Origin of the sequence: Salifodinibacter halophilus, from assembly GCA_012999515.1 — a bacterium.
Taxonomy (GTDB): domain Bacteria; phylum Pseudomonadota; class Gammaproteobacteria; order Nevskiales; family Salinisphaeraceae; genus Salifodinibacter; species Salifodinibacter halophilus.
This window is the reverse complement of record JABEEB010000001.1, coordinates 98,904-116,706: the sequence shown is the minus strand read 5'-3', so window position 1 is coordinate 116,706 and position 17,803 is coordinate 98,904. Positions and strand designations below refer to the sequence as shown.

The window sequence follows — 17,803 nt, the reverse complement described above, 5'->3', positions numbered from 1 at the left end:
CCGACGTCAACATGTTTTCGATTATGAAAATACTGGTCGCTCTCAAGCGAACCATCGACTACAACGTGCGCGTCCAAATCCGTGATGACGGTAGCGGCGTGGTTACCGACGGCATCAAACACAGCATCAATCCGTTCGACGAGATCGCGCTGGAACAGGCCATTCGCTGGCAGGACGACGGCCAGGTCGATGAAGTGGTTGCTGTGACGATCGGCAGTGAGCCGGCCACGGAACAACTAAAAACCGCCGCGGCCTTCGGCTGCGGGCGCGTGATCCACATCGCCGCGGAAGACGATGTCCAACCGCCAGCCGCCGCGCGTGTAATTAGCGCCGTTGCCAAAGCTGAAAACGCCGACATGGTCCTGATGGGCAAACAGGCGATTGACGACGATTGCGGCCAGACTGGCCCAATGACCGCAGCACAACTCGGCTGGCCCCAGGCCAGTTTTGCCTCGGCCATTGAACTGACGGCAACCAACGCCCGCGTGACACGCGAACTCGACAGCGGACTGGAAACCCTGGATGTCGATCTGCCCGCGCTGATTACCGCCGATCTCCGCTTGGCCGAGCCGCGTTATCTGCGCCTGCCCGATATCATGCGCGGCAAGAAACAAGCCATCGAGCACCGCCATATCGACGAATTCGATGTCGCCGACGCACCAGCACTCGAACTCGAACGTGTGGCTGCCCCACCCCCACGCACCGGCGGCCAGCGCGTTGCCAACACCGATGCTCTGATCGCGGAACTCGAAACCCGCCAACTGCTATGACACAGGCTAGCCTCGTCGTGGCCGACCACGACCACCATCACTTGAATCCGGCCACAGCCAAGACAGTGGCCGCCGCGTCACACCTGACGCCCAATGCTGTCCATATCTGGGTGTCGGCCGCGCCGGACGCGCCACCCGCGACTGAAGCCGCCCAACTCGCCGGCGTCACGCAGGTCTGGACGACAGCCGACCTCGATCCTGAGCAAGCAACAGCCACCAGCGTTGCCACACACGTGACACCGCTAGTTAATGAGCACGGCTACCACCACGTGCTGGGTCCTAACACCACGTTCGGCAAGGATGTCCTGCCGCGGCTCGCGGCTGTCCTCGGGCGACCGATGGTCACCGACCTGTCTGAAATCTTCGACACCTGGCGCTACAGTCGGCCAATCTACGCCGGCAATGCGACTGCACATATCAGCGCCGCCTCAGCGAGCGGCATCGTCGCCTCGATCCGCACGGCGTCATTCACCGAAGCGGGCACGACCGAGCAGCCCGGCTGTGTTTCGGCCGCCCCGGAACCGACCAACGCCCCGCCCGAGCACGCGCGCGTGGTGACGCGTCAGTCGAGCGGCGGCAACCGCCCCGATTTGCAAAATGCCGATCGCGTAGTGGTTGGCGGCCGAGGACTCGGTAGCGCCGCCAACTTCGAACGGGTGTTTGAGTTCGCCGATGCCATCGGCGCAGCCGTCGGTGCCTCGCGCGCGGCCGTCGACGCGGACTACGCACCCAACGAATTCCAGGTTGGTCAGACCGGGCGCATCATAGCGCCATCACTATATATCGGGCTCGGTGTATCCGGTGCCATCCAGCATCTGGCCGGCATCAAGGACGCCGGCACCATCGTCGCCATCAACAACGACCCTGACGCACCGATTTTCGAGATCGCGGATATTGGCCTCGTGGCAGACCTATTCGAAGTGCTGCCACGACTTCAAACCGCGTTCGGGGCGGCCACCACGGCCCAATGCGAAGTCGGTTAACGGCCGCCTGATAGGCCCCTGAACTCTTGTCGTGACTTACGGCTTCTAACCGAGCCTTTTGAAGCAAACGTCAGTCGACGGGCGTGGCTTACGGATTGGACGCATCAGGATGGGTGCGCCTTTCGATTCGCAAACCGGTGGCGACGGCGATGGCTTGTGCCAAGCACATCGATGCCGTTAGCGAGCGAAAGTTATACAATTCCGCGTCGTGCACTTCGAGACAGATATCCGCGTCGCTGGCCACGGGGCTCAACGGCGTATCGGTAATGACAACGACGCTGGCATTCTGCTCCAGCGCATCGTTGATAACACCCGCTGTTTCGGAGGCATAGGGGTGGAAAGAGATGGCGAAAAGCACGTCATTGGCCGTCAACTGCCGCGCTTGTTGCGCAAGCAGACCACCCGCGCCATCGAGTAGCGAAACATGGCAGTCCACTTGCCCAAGCGCATAGGCAAGATAGGTCGCGACCGGGAACGAGCGCCGGAGGCCACACACATAAACTGTGTCGGCATCGGCAAGCGCAGATACAGTCTTTTCCAGCGCGTCCATAGACACAATGTCGCGCAGATGCTCCAGCGACACGGTGTTAACGCTGCAGAACTGCCGCAATATGCCGTCGGCTGATAGCTCATCGCCATCGCTTCGTTCCTCTTCCGCCCGCAGCCGGCGCAGGCGTTCACTGTAGCTCGAAGCGGTCTCGGCAAGCCTGTTCTGATAGATGCGTTGTAACTCGCTAAACCCCGAAAACCCGAATGCTTTAGCGAATCGAATGATCGCGGATGGCTGCACGTTGGCGCGCTCGGCGATCACGGCCGTGGTCTCAAGCGCCATATCGTTGGGGTGATCGACCACGAACTGAGCAATTTGCTGCAGCCGAGCGCTCAGATTGCGATACTCGGTCAGAATCCGATTTTGCAGTTCGGACGGTGTGTCAGGTTTAACGACGCCACTCATCGGCACAAAGCTTGTCCAAAAATCAAATTCCTATTCTAAGACATTCGCAATGGTGTCCTGCGCATCCCAATCCAAGGCGCTTACCAACCGGCTCGAACGAGCCGACAACGGCCACGACGCGTCACACACGCAGCCCTGCTGCGGGCTATGCTTTGCCAAGCTCATGTTCCAGCGACGCCAGTTCTGCACCACCAGCCATGCGGTAAATCAGATCATCAACACTGATTTCGGAACGGGCAGCGGTCAGATCAACCTCGCCCTGAGACAAAATCGTGAACGAATCGCCAACCATATAGGCGTGATGCGGATTATGTGTGATGAATATGACACCAAGACCGGCTTCACGAGCGGCATTGGCCACATATTTCAGGACCACGCCCGACTGTTTAACGCCCAGCGCGGCCGTCGGCTCATCCAGGATCAGCACACGTGCGCCGAAGTAGATCGCACGCGCGATCGCGACGCACTGTTTCTGACCGCCGGATAGGGTGTTGATCGGCTGCTCGAGGTCTTTGACCACGATCCCCATATCCTTGAGCGCATCGGCAGTAATCTGTTTCATCGTCGCCCGATCGAGCCGACGCGTGGGGCCACTGCCTTTGGATAGCTCGGAGCCCAGAAAGAAGTTACGCCACACCGGCATCAGCGGCACAAGCGCGAGATGCTGATAAACAGCGGAGATACCGAGATCGAGTGCATCGCGCGGCGAATTAAACAATCTTGGCTCGCCGTCGACCCGATATTCGCCCTCGGTGGGGGTATACAAACCCGCGATGATATTGATCAGCGTCGACTTGCCGGCACCGTTATCGCCTAATACGCAAGCCACATGGCCCTGATCGACCGAAAGATCGATATTCTGGAGCGCCCGTATATTGCCGAAAACCTTACCCAGACCAGACAACTGAATCATGGATTGTTCGCCTGTCATTTCATTCACCCCTGGGTTGCCTGACGCCGGATCCATGCGTTGAACACGGTCGCGAGCAGTAACATCAGCCCCACGAAGAACATGAACCACTGCGGGTTCCAGCCCGCATAAATAATGCCCTGCGTGGTCATGCCGAAGATAAACGCGCCGATTGCCGAGCCGACGGCGGAACCATAGCCACCGGTCAAAAGACACCCGCCAACCACGGCCTCGGCGATGTAGAGCAACTCGTTGCCCACACCCTCTCCGGATTGCACGGTCGTGTAGGAAAACAGCATGTGCATGCCGAGAAACCAGACAAAGAAACCAACCACCATGTAGAGGCCGATTTTCATCTTATCGACCGGCACACCGACCGCACGAGCGCTATTTTCGTCACCGCCAACCGCGAATATCCAGTTGCCAATCGTCGTGCGTAGCAAGACCCAGGTGGCCAGAGCAACAAACAGCAACCAGTAAAAAAAGACGATGTTGACCGACACGCCAAGGATATTGAAGTCACTGGCGAACACGGTCCGTGCGACTTCGAAACCCGGCAATATCGATATATCACCGGTCGCGACGTTGCCCGTCACCAATTTGGTTATGGCGATATTCAACCCTTGCAGCATCAAAAAGGTCGAAAGCGTCACCAGGAAACTATGCAGACCGGTTTTAACTAGCAAAAAGCCATTCAAGCCGCCGATGGCCAACGACAAGACAAGCGCAAATCCGATGCCGAACCAAACGTCACCGGTGACCTGCATCGCAAACATGGCGGCGGCTAACGACGACGTCGTCACGCCGACGCCAACCGACAGGTCGAATTGCCCCCCGATCATCAAAAGCGACACACCGACAGCCGGGATGCCCAGCGTTGCGCTTTGATACAGGATCGTCGACCACGACACGGGATCGCGGAACGGTTCAGCCAGGATGAAGAACAGGATAAAGACCAGAAGCGCGCCACCAATCGACCCGATTTCGGGTCGCTTGATGACATTTGCGGCATTCTTCCGAAATCGCTGCCCAGCTGGCGCTACTGCCACTGCGTTCTGATTACTTGATGTTATTGCCATTATTATCGCCGAATATTCAGCTCAAACCGAGGGTTATGCATTGATCCTGTCAAAGCCTGCTAGCCACGAGTCCCCTGCTTAGCGTATTTGAGCAATTCATCGACGTTATCCTTCGTCACGAACGACGGCCCCGTCAAAACGGCCTTGCCACCGCCTATCGTATTGCCGTTGGTCGCCTTCAAATAAAGCGCCTCGATCGCTAGATAGCCCTGCAGAAACGGTTGCTGATCGACGGCCCACTGAAGCTTGCCGCTCTGGATCGCCTTGGCTACCGACTGGTTCAGATCGAACGTACCAACCTGGACGTCCCGACCGAGCTTCGGCAACGAACGCACGACAGTCATCGCGTACGGCGCACCGAGTGCCACCACATAATCGATCGAGCGATCCTGCTGCAACTTGGCGATCACCCGCGAACGCACGCTACTCATGCTTTGACCGTTGACGTAAACCAAACTGTAATCGCCATCAAGCGTTTTTTTAATGCCGGCACAGCGCCGCGACAATGCCTTATTGCCCTGGCCGTGATTAACGCAAAGCACATGTTTTGCGTCTAATTCATTCAGCTTCTTACCCACAGCTTTGCCGGCGATCTGCGGGTCCTGACCGATGAACATGTTGGCCTCGGTCTCGTGCCATTCGGCCACCCCGCTGTTGAAACCAACCACCGGAATATCCGCCTCGTGCGCCTTTTTGATCACACTTTTCATGGCGTCAGGATGCGCCAGCGTTACCGCGATGCCGTCAACGTCCTGGTTAATGGCATTCTCAACCAGTGTTACCTGTTTACCGGCTGCCTTGTGGTTCGAATAAATGAATTGCGCCCCGACATTCTTGGCTGCCTGCTTACCACCTTTACGCTCGATATCCCAGAACGTATCGCCTTTCTGAGCGTGGGTGACCATCGCGAATTTAAGTTGTTGCCCGGATTCATTGTCGGCCGCCAGTACATTGCCGGCCGCGAAACACAAACACGCTGCGGTCAGCGTGCCACCAGCCAGTCTTAACAAACGACTACTTCGATACATCGCGTTCTCCTCTTTGTGTTTGGCATCTCAGACCGGCGTGATCGGACACAAAATCAATTGCTACAAGACGGCTGCGATATGCAGCCCGAGACGCTGGGCCAAAACCGTACCAACGGATTTATCCACGTCTTAGCTTGATGCCATGAAATTGCTATTCGATCGATATATCCCGACCTCGAGGCTGGATACAGTTGGTTGTCCACAACACATGTAGCGTTTCAAGCGCTCACGCCCGCTTATTGCATCAGCGTAGGCAGCAACCCGTGTTTGACGGCCACCACATGATGGTTACAAAATAGCAATCAATAGAATATTTATTCTATTAGACATTGGTATAAACATTCGGTTCGAATCACGGCTAGGGCACAACACTCGATGGCCCGACACAGACCAGCGGCCGATTAGCCTATAAGGGGCCGGTCATGGATCGCAGACGCCCCCGAATCAGTGCAACAGGTATTAACGATGCTGGCACACACCATTCACGGCGCTAGAGACTTGAGGCTGGAAGCGCACGACGAGCGGGCGCTCGCCGCGGATGAGGTCCGGTTGGAGCTGGCGTTCGGCGGCATCTGTGGCACCGATATTCATTATTACAACGAAGGCCGCGTCGGTAACTCGATCGTGCGTGATCCGATGATACTCGGCCACGAATTATCCGCCCGAGTCGTCGACACCGGCACCCAGATCGACGATATCGAGCGCGGCGCACCCGTGGTTGTCGACCCTTCCCTACCCTGTGGTCAGTGCCGACAGTGCATTGCTGGCCGGACCAACCTGTGTGCGGCTATGCGGTATCTCGGCAGTGCTGCGTTTCGCCCGCATACAGCCGGTGGTTTTCAACAGCGGCCGGTGGTCAAACGCAGCCAATGCATCGCGGTCGCTGCCGATGCTGATTTACAACTCGCCGCACTCAGCGAGCCATACGCGATCGCCTTGCATGCGATCAGCCGCGCCAATGTTTCGAACGCCAATGTATTAATCACTGGCGCGGGCACGGTCGGCACACTGGTCGCCTTTGCCGCCCGACGTGCCGGTGCTGCGGCGCTCACGATTACCGACCTCGATAACACGGCCCTTGAACGCGCCCGACTGCTGAGTGGCGCCGATACCATCAACGTCGGCGAAACGCCACTGGATAGCACTGCAACCCCTCTCGGCCCATACGACGTCGCCATCGAGGCTTCGGGCAGCACAGCTGCGTTCAATAGCGCGCTTTACAACGTCGCACCCGGCGCACGCGTGGTGCAAGTTGGCTTTGTTAATGGCGACGGACTAGACCTCAACCGCCTGATTACCGGAGAACTTGAGATCCACGGCGCCTATCGATTTGTCGACGAATTCGAAACAGCTGTGCATGCGGTCATCGCCGAACCCAATTTAAAACAAGTGATTACATCTGTTTTCGATTTTCGAGATTGCGAGGCTGCCTACGCCGCAGCCGGGGATAAATCGTCAAACCTCAAGGTGTTATTACAAAACAGCTAAAAAGGAGGCATCATGTCTGACCAAGCATGCACACACCCCGCATGGCTGACCGCCGACGCTTGTGATATTGAATCGTTCATCGCCGAGGTCAACCAGACGACACAACCGGCCGATTACCCATACGCGGACCACATCGAGCACAACGTGCCGATCTACGACGGTCCACAGCTAGCCGAACGCATCGTCGATCCCGATACCGCCCGCGACATACAGGCCGAATGGGTTCAGGCGATGCGCTTCGGGCCAGGCATTGTGGTATTCAAGCAGGCATTCGCTGCCGAGACCATCGACCAGACAACGCGCGCCTTTGACGAGACGCTGGCCCAACAAAAAGCGAACAACGTTGCTTCCGGCGATCACTTTGCCAAGCCGGGCGCCAACGACCGTCTGTGGCGTGCGCAACAGAAGCTGGCCGAGCACGCGCCCGACACCTATGCGGCGTACTATGCCAATCCGTTACTCGCAGCCGTCTGTGAGGCTTGGCTGGGGCCCATGTATCAGATGACCTCGGATCTGAACATCGTCAACCCTGGCGGTGAAGCCCAAAACCCGCATCGTGATTATCATCTAGGCTTCATGCCATCGGAGACTGCCCAACGGTTTCCGGCCCACGCCCATGAGCTCTCGCCAATGCTCACGCTTCAAGGAGCGGTGGCCCATTGCGATATGCCGATCGAATCCGGACCGACGCTCTATCTACCCTATTCCCAACGCTACCTGCGTGGCTTTTTGGGCATACAATATGATGTCTTCCGCGAGTATTTCGCGAATCACTATGTCCAGCTACCACTGAACAAGGGCGACGCCGTGTTTTTCAGCCCCGCCCTGTTTCACGGTGCCGGCCACAACATCTCGCGTGATATTTACCGCAGTGCCAACCTGCTACAGGTCTCTTCAGCTTTCGGCCGAGCATTGGGCACGATGAATCGAACCCGCCTTTGTCGCGCCCTGTATCCGACCCTCCAGACACTACAACAGGCTGGCCACACGGCCGACGTGCAACGGGTGATCGCTGCCAGCGCCGAGGGCTATGGCTTCCCGACCAACCTGGATCGAGACCAACCGATCGGCGGTATTTCACCGGAGACACAGGTCGAGCTCGTTACACGCGCTCTCAGCGAAGGGCTGCCCTACGAGACATTCGTCGATCAGCTCGAAGCACAGGCCCAACGTCAACGCGTCGATGATTAAGCACGAACAGAGAGCGGCCTGGCTATGCCAGGCCGCGGCGTTCACTATCACGGTTGATGCAGGGTTGTGTGCTTACGCGCGAACAAACCAAACAGCAGGTGCCGCCGCGAGCGTGGATTAGAGTGACATCAATCCGCCACGTGGCGACAGTTTCGAAGCGGTTTGTTCCCTAAACCCCGGCGGCACAGCACCAACTGTACCTGCCGGGGCAACGACCGACGTGCTACCTCGCACAGCCGACGCGAAAACCCATTGTCATCGGGTATACCGTTTACTCGTTTCTGTCGGCAGGCGCCGCATTGGAAACGCCGACTTGTCCGATCCCGGATCCGGCGTTCTGGGTGCGGAACTGGTCTTCACATTCCTCGAGCGATTTGCCGCGTGTCTCGGGCACCATGGTGACAGTAAAGATCACCCCCAGAACCGCGATGACTGCGAAAATGAAGAACGTGGATCCGATCCCCAAAGCAGTGACAACCGGCGGGAAACCGAAGGCAACGCCGGCATTGGCCAACCACAGTACGAGCACACACAACCCCATGCTGAAACTGCGTATCTTCAAGGGGAAAATTTCGGAAAGTATCAGCCAAACGAGCGGGCCGAGTGTACCCTGCATCGAGAACACGAAGGCCACCATGAAAAATAGTATGACGTAAGGCTTGGCCGCAACGTCGGGCAAAAACATGGCCGTTAACCCGACGAGGACGTGGAACAACGCGACGAGACAAAAGCCGCCGATCAGCATTATTCGCCGGTTGAGCTTATTGATCAGCATGACACCCACGGTGATGCCCAGAACACTGAATAGGCCGTTGAGGGTATTGGCGATTACCGCACCGCTATCTGAGAACCCTGAGCTCTCCAATAGCTGGGTGCCGTAGTACATGATCGCGTTGATGCCCGTTAGCTGCTGAAATATGCCGAGAACGGCACCGATGATGATCAACTTTCGAATCCACGGCACGGCGAGATCAGACCAACCGCCGACCTTCGACGCCTGTTCCTCCTCAACGAGCGAGTCGACCTCGGCCAGTTCGGCTTCGGCGCGCTCGGGAGAGCGGATCAGTTTGAGCACGGCGAGTGCATCCCGAGGGCGATCCTGACCGGACAACCAACGCGGACTTTCCGGTACACGCAACATACCAATTAGCAGCGCAAATGCCGGCAACACCGCTATCACGAGCATGTATCGCCATATCCCCGGGTAATCACCCCAGATATTCAGGATAATGGCGTTGATGATGAAGGCTGCGAACTGCCCCGAGACGATCATAATCTCGTTGCGCGTCACCAGACTGCCGCGTCTTTCCGTGGGCGAAACTTCCGCGAGATAAACCGGCACCGTCGTGGAAGCGCCGCCAACCGCGAGCCCAAGAATGAAGCGGAACAAGGCAAGCATCTGCCAGCTCGGTGACAGAGCCGAACCGATCGTGCCAACGATGAACACCATCGAAAGTATAAGGATCGTATATCGGCGTCCGTTCCAGTCGGAGATCCGGCCGGCGATCGCAGCACCGAAGGCGGCACCGAATACGAGGATGCTGACCACAAACCCCTGGGACATAGGGGTGAGCGATAAGTCCACCTTCATTGGGTTGACCGCCCCGTTGATGACGCCGGTGTCATAACCGAACAGCAGCCCGCCGAAAGTAGCCAAAAACGCAATCATCCCCAGTCTGCTGGTATGCGCCCCCGGCCTTTCAGGCGGTAAATCTTTAGGATTTTCGGATGTATCGATGTTATTAGTCATTCTTATGCGCCTCCGTCTTGGCAACGAGATTGCGGGATCATTCCCTCAATAAGTTGGGCGCCGAAACATTCACCATGAAGCAGCGACGCCTTTTGATAACGCTATAGGTCTACATCTAGGCGAGAGCTGAATCTCCTGCTCACATCGACAAGCCATCACGGCAACCCGAGGCATCGTCAGAGACGGACGATGGCGCGTTAACGCTTTCCAGAAGCGTACGCCAACCTCCACCATGAAGCAAAATTTTTATTTTAAACTTTAGTATTATAGAATTTATATTCCATAATTGATGCAATATCCTCAGCGCGAGGCATGACTCGCCAACGACTTCCGCCTGTCTTGCTGGTTGACGTCCAAACGAGGTCTTTTGCTCATGGCCAAAACGCGAGTCGGCATCTTCGGTGCCGGATACATTGCATCGGTGCATGCCGATATCCTGGCAAACGACGGGCGCGTAGAGCTTGTGGACGTAGCCGACATGGTCGCGTCCAACGCGACAAGACTTGCCAACCAGATCGGCGATGCCCAAGTAGGCTCGGAACTAGAAGATTTGTTCCGCATGGACGTCGACACGGTCTATATAACCACCCCCAACACCACCCACGTTGCGCCGGTGGTTTCATGCCTGGAACGGGGCCTCAACGTATTCTGCGAGAAGCCGATGGCGACCGATGCAGCCGGGGGCGAACGTATCCGCGAAGCCGCGCTGGCTTCGCGGGGTGTTTACAACCTTGGCATGAACCGTCGCTACGCTTACACCCACGACAAGTTGAAGACGCTGATCGACTCCGGGGATCTCGAAGCGCACAGTGCGCAACTCAAACTCAATCGCGGCGAACTGCTAAACCCGCCGTGGACCGCCGATCCGAACAAGACCGGCGGTTTTCTCTACGAAACCACCATCCACCAGATCGACCTCCTGCAATATCTGTTCGGGCCGGTTGCCACGCTCCGCTGTGCCGCACGCAGCGCTATCTCAGCATCGGAATTCGACGATTTCTCGATGCTGTTTACGTTCGAGTCCGGCACCGTGGCCACGCTCAGTTCGTCAGCCCACTCGGGCTGGAGTTTTCCCTTCGAGCGCGTCGAGATCTACGGGCGCTACGCCACGGCGACGACCGAAGAACTAGAGCGCATCCGCTATGCACTGGATCTCGAACAGGTGGTCAAAACTGAGGATTACACGCATATCCCCTTTGCCGAGAAAGGTGGCTACGCCGAAGAGAACCGATTGTTCATCAACGCCCTTCAAAACGGCGACAAACCACCTGTTGATGTCAACGAAGCCAGTACTCTCAATTTGCTGCTGGCTTCGATATACGAAAGCGCCCGCGATAATCGTGAGATCGATTTCACCGCTCGCCGCCGCGAGACAATCGGCTAAGCGGCTTTAAACGGCCGTTTTCTGGTCGATAACAATCGTGGGCGCTGCAGTTCTACGCATATTCTCACCCAGTCCTCCTAACTGCGGCCTCGGATTACAGTTGCATACCGGATCGACCACTCATTCGGCTGGCCATCCGCCTCGATTTCTGGAACCAAAGCTCACATCCCGGACTAACATCCCACCTCGACCCTTCTGACGGGGCCAGACAGAGAAACCGATGGAGCAAACGATCCTGTTATTGATCGCCGCCTTGATCGTCGGCATATCCAAGGGCGGCCTGGCATCAGCCGCCGCTGTCGCTGTCCCCATGCTTTCGTTGTTCATGAATCCCATCGAGGCGGCCGCACTTTTGCTGCCGGTGTATATCGTGACCGACTGGGTCGCCGTCTGGCTTTACCGCAGGGATTTTTCCGGGCGGAATTTATCGATTCTCATTCCATCGATCCTCTGTGGCATCGCCGTCGCCACGATTCTCGCGCCGTTTACGCCGGAAAGTTTGTTGCTGCTCGCAACTGGGCTGATCGGCCTGTGGTATTGCCTGCGGACCTGGCTTCGTCAGGGCGCAACCGAACACCATACTGCACGGGTCTCGTCCGGTATTTTCTGGGGCGTCGTAACCGGTATCACCAGTTTCATTACGCATTCGGGCGCCCCGCCAGCGCAAGCCTATCTGTTGCCGCAGCGACTACCCAAACTGGAATTCGCCGGCACTATGGCCATGGCATTTGCGGCGGCCAACCTCGCCAAATTGCCCGCATATTGGGAGCTTGGCAAAATGCACGGCCTCAGCTGGTCGCTCACGCTGGCACTGGTCGCGACCGGCGTCATCGGTACGCGTCTAGGGCGATCGATTACCCTGGCGCTATCAGCGAAGGCCTATCAGCGCATAATCGAAACAACGCTTTTCTTGTTATCCATTGTCCTACTGGGCAAGGCGGGCTGGATGTTGTTTATCGCGTGACACAACGCCCTCCAGCTGGGCTGGTTCGCATTGCAACGTAGCCCATCGAGTCGACTGCTCGCAACGCCCATTCCGGCGAACGCCACGCCAACAACCGAGCGTGCCATGCCGAAACCAGGAATCGTCACAAGGATCGTCATATCACGGGCGATACCGCCCGGACGACGGGCACTGTCCTCGTCGAGCGTTGCGATGCAGGCTTTCTTCGGCTGCAGCCAGTGAACAGCGCCACTTAGCCGTCTGCTGCCTTTCGCCTTTGATCAATACGAGGCACCGTTATATATCGAGCGGCGCGATTTCGACCCATCGACCATCGTCGTCGGCCGAGGCGCAGACACAATCCACGAACTGCAGGCCGAGCACACCGTCGCGCGTTGTCGGAAAGGAAAAACGTCTTTCCGGGACGGCCTCATCGTTGCGAGCGGCCGCTATAGCCTCAGCGGTTTCCGAATACAGATTGGCAAAAGACTCGGGGAACGCTTCCGGATGACCAATCCCCACACGCGTCAGTCGATTCGATTCGTCATCCATTGCCGAACCCGCCTGCGCCAACACTTCGTGCCGACCATCGGGGTATGACACCCGCAGATGATGCGGGTCTTCGTGAAACCATTCCAGCGAGGCCTTGGAACCGACAACCCGAATCCGCAAGCCATGCTCGGCACCGGTGGCCACCATTGTCACCCAGAAACCACCGCGTGCACCGCCGGTAAAACGCAACGACATCTGGGCATGGTCGTAGACCTGTCGGCCCGGCACTACAGTCGCAAGATCGGCCGACAACGCTTCGATCTCCAAGCCAGTTACAAAGCGTGCAAGATGATGAATATGCGTGCCCAGATCGTAGAGCACGCTGGCGCGACCAACCTGTGCCGGATCAGTCCGCCAGGCAAGCTGTTTGTTGTCGGCATCCTGCGCCGGATCCTGCGCGCCCCAGTTTGCCGCGAACTCGCCCTGCACGCTGCGAATCGTGCCCAGCTTACCATCGGCCACCATCGTGGCAGCCTGACGAATCATGCTGTGACTGGCGTAATTGTGCGTCAGCGCGAAAACAAGCCCTTTCGAGACGGCCAGGCGATGCAGTTCAAGACCATGCTCGAAGTCATCGGTCAGCGGCTTGTCACAAATAACGTGAACACCTTGTTCCAAAAAGGCTTTGGCGGCCGGATAATGGCTGTCGTTGGGCGTAACGATGGCCACCGCTTCGATGCCATCGGCGCGTACAGCTTCGTCTCGCGCCATCCGTTCATAGCTTGTATAGACGCGCCCCTCATCGAGACCCAGTTCGGCCCCCATCGCCTTGTTTTTTTCAGCGTCGCGTGAGAACGCGCCAGCGATGAGCGCATAGCGACCATCCATACGCAGCCCCATACGATGCGCGGTCGCGATATTGGCCCCCGGGCCGCCACCGACCATGCCGATGCGGATACGGTTTTCGAATGCTTTCATGAATGCTCCGTTATCCTTGTGTGGCGACGGTTATCTGCGTTATTCGAAAGCTCGAAGCACATTCTTTCGCCAGTCGCCAGAGATCGCTAAATCTTGACCCAACTTTCGCGCTGGGCGGAGTCGTCGATCGCTTCCAAAATGCGTTGGTTGTCTGCGCCGAAGGCAAAATTCGGATAACAGTCGCCCGGGCCTGCGATACCGGTCACGAGGTCGTAGACGTCTATGACCTTCACATCGAAGAAACCGAGCCCGCCGCCACCGAAGTCGTAAGGGAAAAAACCCGCGAATTGCGGCACCTGGGAGCCGGCGAGCAGTGTCTTGAAACCGCGATCGTGCTTGTCGTCACTCATGCGGAAGACTTGTAGCTCGTTGAAGTGCTCGCCGCCTATATACAGTGTGCCCTCGGTGCCGCTGACCTCCCAGTACACACCCAGAAAATGCCCGGCTGCGATACGCGAAGACTCGATGACCCCAGCGGCGCCGGAGCCGAATTGGACCAGACATTGTGTCTGATCATCGTTCTCAACCGGTTTCCATTCGGCATTCTCGCCGACGGTTGCTGAGTATCCCGAGCCGCCCGAAGGTAAGGGACGTTCGCTGAAAAAGGTCTGCGACTGAGCACAAACACGATCGAAATCGCCCATCAGGTACTGGGCCACACCAATCACGTGCGCGCCGAGATCCCCTAGCGAGCCAGTGCCGGCCGCCTCACGCGAGCAACGCCAGGACCACGGCAGGTTTGGATCGTTAAAAAATCCCTGATCGAAGGTACCTCGAAAACGGGTAAGCCGGCCAATCTCGCCGCGATCGATGATCTGCTTCGCGACCATCGCGGCAGGCGTTTTGATGTTGTTGAATGAAACCATGGTCTTGACACCGGCTTTCGACGCGGCGTCGCGCATCTCATCGGCCTCGTCCTGCGACAGAGCCAGCGGTTTTTCCGCATAAATATGTTTCCCGGCGGCAATAGCGGCCAGCGCCATTTCGTGATGGAAATGGTTGGGTGACGTGATATCAACCACATGCACATTTGTGTCGGCGATCATCGCCTGCCAGTCGCCATAGGCCTTGTCGAAGCCGAAACGGTTCTTGGCGGCATCGGCCAGGTCCTGGCTGACATCGGCCACCGCATAGAGATGTGGCGTCAGCGCCAAATCGGGATAAAGTGCAGCACAGCGCCGGAAGGCCTCGGCATGGGCCTGGCCCATGAAACCGGTGCCAATCAGTCCTATGTTGAGTTGTTCTGCCATGATGAGTCCTTTCCGGTCGCACCGGATTGTGTCCGTGATGGCTGACCCGACCGACGACCGATCGACGGCTGCAAACGATCAGCCGTTGAAAAGCGAGCGGACGTGACGTATCGCCTTGTCGGCATATTCGCGCGGGCACGCCTGTGTCGGGTCCTGCTCGGCCTCGACGACCAGCCAACCGGTATAGGCATCACTGGTCGCGAAATCGATGACCGGCGCGTAGTCGATAGCACCGTCGCCGGGGACCGTAAACATCCCGGAGCGCACGCCGGTATTGAAGCTGGCATCACGCTTGCGAATGCCGGCGAAGATCTCGGGGCGGATATCTTTCAGATGGATATGGTTGATGCGATGGCCGTGGTTGGCCAAAACCCGCGCCATATCGCCCCCACCGGCGACGATGTGGCCGGTATCGAGCAGCAGACCGACGGCCTCGCCGGTTGCCGCCATGAGTCGGTCGATCTCGGCCTCGGATTCGGCAACCATCATGAGATGGGCATGGTAGGCGAGTTGGATGCAGTAATCGCGTTGCAAGGCTTCACCGAACTCGGTGAGCCGCTGACCATAGGCCGCCCATTCGGTGTCCGCAACAACCGGCGTGGCCGACAACGGCTTGTCGAGCGGCGCATCGCCCGGCATCAGACCGGTCTCCCCGTAAACCATGACCCGAGCACCGTTGTGGGCCAGCAGTGCGGCATGGTTGGCCACGTTCGCGAGTTCTTCCGCGACGCTTATCTCGGCCAGCTGACCGGAATACCAACCGGAAACCAGATCAACATTGCCCGCCGCGAGCATACGGGCGAGCGCCTGGCGATCGGTCGGAAACTTCCGCCCCATCTCCACACCTTCATAACCGACCGCTGCTGCTTCGCCGATAAACGTTTCGGCCGACGTATCGTCGCCGAACTCAGTAATAACGTCGTTGGTCCAGCCCAGTGGGTTGATGCCCAAACGCAAACCGTGCGGCGCCAACAGTTCCCGCATCGCCCGCTGACTGGCCTGCCACTCGCGCACAGGACACGCACGCACACCCGAAACCAGAGTGCTCATAAAGCTCTCCTTATTGACACGGCGTGCGCGGCATCCCCGTGTTCAATCAATGCGTCGGCATGGTGAAAGCACTGCCGTGCGAGACATCATCCTTGGGCCAGCGCGCGGTCACGGTCTTTTGCCGCGTATAAAAACGCACGCCGTCCGAACCATGCACATGCAATGGCCCGAATAGGCTGCGCTTCCAGCCGCCGAAGGAATGGAAAGCCATCGGCACCGGAATCGGTACGTTGACGCCGACCATGCCGACCTCGATGCGCTCAGAAAACATACGCCCGGCGTGACCGCTTTCGGTGAAGATGGATGTGCCGTTGGCAAACTCGTTCGAGTTGATCAAATCGATCGCATCATCCAACGAATCCGCACGACTCATGCACAGCACCGGTCCAAAGATTTCTTCATCGTAGACGCGCATACCGGGGCCTGTATGATCGAAAAGGCTACCGCCGATGAAATAACCATTCGGCTGCTGTGAGAAATCCTTCCGCCGACCATCGACGACCAATTCAGCACCTTCGGCTTCACCGATGCCGATATAGTCGGTTATGCGCGCGTGGTGTTCGGCCGATACCAGCGGCCCCATATCGTTGTCGGCTCCATCAACCAGCGAAGGCCCGACTTGCAGGTTTTCCAGGCGCTTGACCAATGCTTCACGTAGTTTGTCCGCGGTCTGCTCACCTACGGGCACCGCCACCGAAATCGCCATGCAGCGCTCACCGGCGCTGCCATAAGCCGCGCCCATCAACGCATCGGCTACGCCGTCAATGTCAGCATCCGGCATAACGACCATATGGTTCTTGGCGCCACCCAAGGCCTGGACACGCTTCTCGGCGGCCGAAGCAGTTTCATAAATATGCTTGGCAATGGGCGTAGAGCCGACAAAACTAACCGCCGAAACGTCGTCGTGCGTGATTAGATGATTGACGGCTGCCGCACGGCCCTGCACAACGTTGAACACGCCGTCCGGCAGCCCCGCTTGTTTGAATAGTTCTGCCATGAGCATCGACGCCGATGGATCCTTGTCGGCCGGTTTGAGCACGAAGGTGTTGCCTGCCGCAATGGCAATCGGATACATCCACATGGGCACCATCGCCGGGAAGTTGAACGGCGTGATCCCCGCACATACGCCGAGCGGCTGATACATGGAATAGCTATCCACGCCAGTGCCGACATTCATGGAATTCTCGCCTTTCTGGAGATGCGGCATGCCACAAGCGAACTCGACCACTTCGATGCCGCGCGTGACTTCGCCTTGGGCGTCGGAGAACACTTTGCCGTGCTCGGAAGCGAGCAAGCGCGCCATGTCATCACGGCGCTCCTCGAGTAATGTCTTGAACCGGAACAGAACACGCGCACGACGCAGCGGTGTGGTAGCTGCCCAACCTGGATAGGCTGCCTTGGCCGCCGCCACAGCACAGTCGATATCGTCCGGCGTGCCAATAGGTATCTCGGCTTGTTGCTCACCCGCCGTGGGGTTGTATACGGCCCCGCGTTCGGCCGACTGACCGGACGTGGCCTCGCCATTAATAAAATGCAAAATTTCGCGCATATC

At 57.9% G+C, this 17,803-nt stretch carries 15 protein-coding genes; 6 read left to right on the top strand and 9 right to left on the bottom strand.

What is annotated here, in order from left to right:
* Nucleotides 1–23 precede the first annotated feature (23 nt).
* Both HKX41_00535 and HKX41_00530 read left to right on the top strand, forming a co-directional pair.
* Nucleotides 24–770, top strand: a complete 747-nt coding sequence (locus HKX41_00535) for an electron transfer flavoprotein subunit beta/FixA family protein (protein NNC22645.1) — start codon at nt 24–26, stop codon at nt 768–770.
* Complete coding sequence (locus tag HKX41_00530) at nt 767–1,753, top strand: electron transfer flavoprotein subunit alpha/FixB family protein (GenBank protein ID NNC22644.1); 987 nt, start codon at nt 767–769, stop codon at nt 1,751–1,753. The genes HKX41_00535 and HKX41_00530 overlap by 4 nt, the downstream gene beginning before the upstream one ends.
* Before the next feature lie 88 nt (nt 1,754–1,841).
* On the opposite strand, the gene HKX41_00525 is transcribed toward HKX41_00530, so the two are convergent.
* From HKX41_00525 to HKX41_00510, 4 genes are all read right to left on the bottom strand, one after another.
* On the bottom strand, nt 1,842–2,708 hold the full coding sequence (locus HKX41_00525) for a MurR/RpiR family transcriptional regulator (GenBank protein ID NNC22643.1): 867 nt from the start codon (nt 2,706–2,708) through the stop codon (nt 1,842–1,844).
* A 145-nt stretch (nt 2,709–2,853) separates the two neighbouring features.
* Nucleotides 2,854–3,675, bottom strand: a complete 822-nt coding sequence (locus HKX41_00520; GenBank protein NNC22642.1) for a sugar ABC transporter ATP-binding protein — start codon at nt 3,673–3,675, stop codon at nt 2,854–2,856.
* Nucleotides 3,645–4,697, bottom strand: a complete 1,053-nt coding sequence (locus HKX41_00515) for an ABC transporter permease (GenBank protein NNC22641.1) — start codon at nt 4,695–4,697, stop codon at nt 3,645–3,647. Before HKX41_00515 ends, HKX41_00520 begins: the two co-directional genes overlap by 31 nt.
* 59 nt (nt 4,698–4,756) lie before the next feature.
* On the bottom strand, nt 4,757–5,725 hold the full coding sequence (locus HKX41_00510) for a sugar ABC transporter substrate-binding protein (GenBank protein NNC22640.1): 969 nt from the start codon (nt 5,723–5,725) through the stop codon (nt 4,757–4,759).
* Nucleotides 5,726–6,190: 465 nt separating this feature from the next.
* Between HKX41_00510 and HKX41_00505 the strand changes: the two genes are divergently transcribed.
* Nucleotides 6,191–7,213, top strand: a complete 1,023-nt coding sequence (locus HKX41_00505) for an alcohol dehydrogenase catalytic domain-containing protein (protein NNC22639.1) — start codon at nt 6,191–6,193, stop codon at nt 7,211–7,213.
* A 12-nt stretch (nt 7,214–7,225) separates the two neighbouring features.
* Nucleotides 7,226–8,404 carry a phytanoyl-CoA dioxygenase gene (locus HKX41_00500; GenBank protein NNC22638.1) on the top strand — a complete coding sequence of 393 codons (1,179 nt, stop codon included), beginning with the start codon at nt 7,226–7,228 and terminating at the stop codon, nt 8,402–8,404.
* A gap of 271 nt (nt 8,405–8,675) precedes the next feature.
* Here the strand turns inward: HKX41_00500 and HKX41_00495 are convergent, their stop codons facing one another.
* The gene (locus HKX41_00495; GenBank protein NNC22637.1) at nt 8,676–10,154 is read right to left on the bottom strand and encodes a sugar porter family MFS transporter; all 1,479 of its coding nucleotides are present in this window, start codon (nt 10,152–10,154) and stop codon (nt 8,676–8,678) included.
* A gap of 373 nt (nt 10,155–10,527) precedes the next feature.
* Between HKX41_00495 and HKX41_00490 the strand changes: the two genes are divergently transcribed.
* Complete coding sequence (locus HKX41_00490; protein NNC22636.1) at nt 10,528–11,538, top strand: Gfo/Idh/MocA family oxidoreductase; 1,011 nt, start codon at nt 10,528–10,530, stop codon at nt 11,536–11,538.
* A 220-nt stretch (nt 11,539–11,758) separates the two neighbouring features.
* Nucleotides 11,759–12,502 carry a sulfite exporter TauE/SafE family protein gene (locus HKX41_00485; protein NNC22635.1) on the top strand — a complete coding sequence of 248 codons (744 nt, stop codon included), beginning with the start codon at nt 11,759–11,761 and terminating at the stop codon, nt 12,500–12,502.
* Nucleotides 12,503–12,778: 276 nt separating this feature from the next.
* Here HKX41_00485 and HKX41_00480 read toward each other — a convergent pair whose 3' ends face one another.
* The 4 genes from HKX41_00480 to HKX41_00465 form a co-directional block, all read right to left on the bottom strand.
* The gene (locus tag HKX41_00480; GenBank protein NNC22634.1) at nt 12,779–13,951 is read right to left on the bottom strand and encodes a Gfo/Idh/MocA family oxidoreductase; all 1,173 of its coding nucleotides are present in this window, start codon (nt 13,949–13,951) and stop codon (nt 12,779–12,781) included.
* An 86-nt stretch (nt 13,952–14,037) separates the two neighbouring features.
* Nucleotides 14,038–15,201, bottom strand: a complete 1,164-nt coding sequence (locus HKX41_00475) for a Gfo/Idh/MocA family oxidoreductase (protein NNC22633.1) — start codon at nt 15,199–15,201, stop codon at nt 14,038–14,040.
* A gap of 78 nt (nt 15,202–15,279) precedes the next feature.
* On the bottom strand, nt 15,280–16,185 hold the full coding sequence (iolE, locus tag HKX41_00470) for a myo-inosose-2 dehydratase (GenBank protein NNC22632.1): 906 nt from the start codon (nt 16,183–16,185) through the stop codon (nt 15,280–15,282).
* A gap of 112 nt (nt 16,186–16,297) precedes the next feature.
* Nucleotides 16,298–17,800 (bottom strand): CoA-acylating methylmalonate-semialdehyde dehydrogenase, encoded by a 1,503-nt coding sequence (locus HKX41_00465; GenBank protein NNC22631.1) that lies wholly within the window; start codon nt 17,798–17,800, stop codon nt 16,298–16,300.
* Nucleotides 17,801–17,803 lie beyond the last annotated feature (3 nt).

Bases quoted from the DNA above. Each gene is read 5' to 3' on its own strand.
- HKX41_00535 (NNC22645.1), top strand. From the start codon at position 24: ATGAAAATACTGGTCGCTCTCAAGCGAACCATCGACTACAACGTGCGC.
- HKX41_00530 (NNC22644.1), top strand. From the start codon at position 767: ATGACACAGGCTAGCCTCGTCGTGGCCGACCACGACCACCATCACTTG.
- HKX41_00525 (NNC22643.1), bottom strand. From the start codon at position 2,708: ATGAGTGGCGTCGTTAAACCTGACACACCGTCCGAACTGCAAAATCGG.
- HKX41_00520 (NNC22642.1), bottom strand. From the start codon at position 3,675: ATGGATCCGGCGTCAGGCAACCCAGGGGTGAATGAAATGACAGGCGAA.
- HKX41_00515 (NNC22641.1), bottom strand. From the start codon at position 4,697: ATGGCAATAACATCAAGTAATCAGAACGCAGTGGCAGTAGCGCCAGCT.
- HKX41_00510 (NNC22640.1), bottom strand. From the start codon at position 5,725: ATGTATCGAAGTAGTCGTTTGTTAAGACTGGCTGGTGGCACGCTGACC.
- HKX41_00505 (NNC22639.1), top strand. From the start codon at position 6,191: ATGCTGGCACACACCATTCACGGCGCTAGAGACTTGAGGCTGGAAGCG.
- HKX41_00500 (NNC22638.1), top strand. From the start codon at position 7,226: ATGTCTGACCAAGCATGCACACACCCCGCATGGCTGACCGCCGACGCT.
- HKX41_00495 (NNC22637.1), bottom strand. From the start codon at position 10,154: ATGACTAATAACATCGATACATCCGAAAATCCTAAAGATTTACCGCCT.
- HKX41_00490 (NNC22636.1), top strand. From the start codon at position 10,528: ATGGCCAAAACGCGAGTCGGCATCTTCGGTGCCGGATACATTGCATCG.
- HKX41_00485 (NNC22635.1), top strand. From the start codon at position 11,759: ATGGAGCAAACGATCCTGTTATTGATCGCCGCCTTGATCGTCGGCATA.
- HKX41_00480 (NNC22634.1), bottom strand. From the start codon at position 13,951: ATGAAAGCATTCGAAAACCGTATCCGCATCGGCATGGTCGGTGGCGGC.
- HKX41_00475 (NNC22633.1), bottom strand. From the start codon at position 15,201: ATGGCAGAACAACTCAACATAGGACTGATTGGCACCGGTTTCATGGGC.
- iolE (NNC22632.1), bottom strand. From the start codon at position 16,185: ATGCGGGAACTGTTGGCGCCGCACGGTTTGCGTTTGGGCATCAACCCA.
- HKX41_00465 (NNC22631.1), bottom strand. From the start codon at position 17,800: ATGCGCGAAATTTTGCATTTTATTAATGGCGAGGCCACGTCCGGTCAG.